At 68.5% G+C, this 2,023-nt stretch carries 2 protein-coding genes; both read left to right on the top strand.

The window, feature by feature from the left end; translation table 11 throughout:
* The first annotated feature begins 141 nt into the window (after window positions 1-141).
* Window positions 142-1,341, top strand: a complete 1,200-nt coding sequence (locus KYY02_RS33465; protein ID WP_371244793.1) for a hypothetical protein — start codon at window positions 142-144, stop codon at window positions 1,339-1,341.
* An 11-nt stretch (window positions 1,342-1,352) separates the two neighbouring features.
* Window positions 1,353-2,018: a hemerythrin domain-containing protein gene (locus KYY02_RS33460; RefSeq protein WP_371244791.1), complete on the top strand. Its 666-nt coding sequence runs from the start codon at window positions 1,353-1,355 to the stop codon at window positions 2,016-2,018.
* Window positions 2,019-2,023 lie beyond the last annotated feature (5 nt).

Here is a 2,023-nt window from a genome sequence, read left to right as displayed (position 1 = left end):
GGAACAACGCCTCCCTCGACGGTGAGCGGTGGCCGGAATTCGTCCATGGCGGACAGAGTGGGGAAGCCGGTCCGTGCGCGTCGTCCGGGACGGGGTACCCCGTCGGCGCACGAGCCCCCTCGTTCTCAGGAGGTGCCTTCCATGACGTTCAATCCGCTGGAGCAGCGGGGTATCCCGCTGGACCGTCAGCTGCGCAGCTGGCGTGAGCTGGATGTGGAGCCGATCGATCCCGACCGGTGTGATCCCTACACCCGGTGCCGGATCATCACGATGAACGGGATCGAGGTGGAGGCCATCCTGTTCAGTCATCAGCTCGCCCGGCACACGGCCGATCCGGAGGTCAAGCGGCAGCTGGCCCGGGTGCGGTATGTCGAGGCGCAGCAGCAGAAGGTGGTGAACTGGCTGCTTCCCGGTGTGTCGTCGGTGCTGGAGACGACGATCGCCTACGAGCAGGTGGCGGTCGATCTGACGGCGTGGGTGGCGCGGATGGAGCCGGATCCGTATCTGAAGCAGGCGTACCAGTTCGGGGTGCTGGAGGACTTCGATCATCTGTACCGGTATGCGAATCTGTACGAGATGATCGAGCACCGCAGGGCCGAGTCGATCGTGGACGGTCTGACCGAGGTCATGCCGGGCCGGCCCACGCGGTTGCACCATCGGGATCCGGTCGACAACGTCCGTGACCCCTACGACAAGGAGCAAACCGATCCGCTGTCGAAGCTGCACGCGCTGACGATCATGTCGGCGGAGCAGCAGACGATGAACTTCTACATGAACACCGGTCCCACCTACATGGAGCCGATCGCCCGCCGGCTGTACCAGGAGATCGGGCTGATCGAGGAGGAGCACGTCACCCACTACGAGTCCCTCGTGGACCCCGGGGAGACGTGGTGGGAGCAGCTGGTCAACCACGAGTACAACGAGTGCTACCTGTACTACTCCTTCATGGAGCAGGAGAGCGACCCGAAGGTCAGGGCGATCTGGGAGCTGCACCTGAACATGGAGCTGGAGCACCTGCACGCCGCCTGCGACCTGATGCGCCGGCACGACGGCCGCGATCCCGCCTCGGTGCTGGCCCCCCGGCTGCCCGACGTGCTCACCTTCGAGCCGAACAAGCAGTACCTGCGCGAGCTGCTGGACACCCAGATGGACCTGACCACGCTGGGCGCGGGCTATGTGCGCGAGGCGCACGAGCGGTTCGAGCGGATGCAGCAGGCCGTCCACGGCGGCGAGGCACCACCCAGCGACCGGGTCATCACGGAGCACGACGAGATGTTCGGCCGTGATTACCGGGTGCAGACCGAGGGCGAGCACCCCGATCCCGCGCAGCGCCGGAAGTGAGGCAGCCCCACATGCCCCAACCGCACACGCCCGAACCGCACACGCCCGAACCGCACACCTCCGGGCCGCACACCTCCGGGCCGCACACGCCCGGGCCGCACACGCCGCACGCCGGTGACGACCACGCCGCCGACGACGACGTCGTCGCCCTGCTCAAGCGTCAGCACGGCGACATCCGCAACCTCTTCGACGAGGTCGAGGCCGCCACCGGCGAGGAGCGCCGCGACGCCTTCCGCCGGCTGGTGCGGCTGCTGGCCGTGCACGAGACCGCCGAGGAAGAGGTCGTCCACCCCTTCGCCCGGCGCGCGCTGCCGGGCGGCGAGCAGACCGTCGAGGACCGCCTCGCCGAGGAACGGGCGGCCAAGGAGACCCTCGCCGCCCTGGACGGGACGGACACCGACGACCCCCGGTTCATGCCCCGCCTGCTCAAGCTGCGCAAGGACGTCCAGGAACACGCCCGGGCCGAGGAACGCTACGAGTTCACCCACATCCACCGCAGCACCGACGCGGCCGGCCTCGCCACCATGGCCAGGGCCCTCAAGGCCGCCGAGGCGATGGCCCCCACCCGGCCCCACCCCGGAACCGAGTCCGCGGCCAAGAACCTGACCCTCGGCCCCGTCACCGCACTCATGGACCGCACCAAGGACGCGGTACGCAAAGCCATGGGCAAGGACTGAACCCC

The organism is Streptomyces pimonensis (assembly GCF_041380215.1).
GTDB lineage: Bacteria > Actinomycetota > Actinomycetes > Streptomycetales > Streptomycetaceae > Streptomyces > Streptomyces pimonensis.
This window is presented reverse-complemented; position numbering and strand designations above follow the sequence as displayed.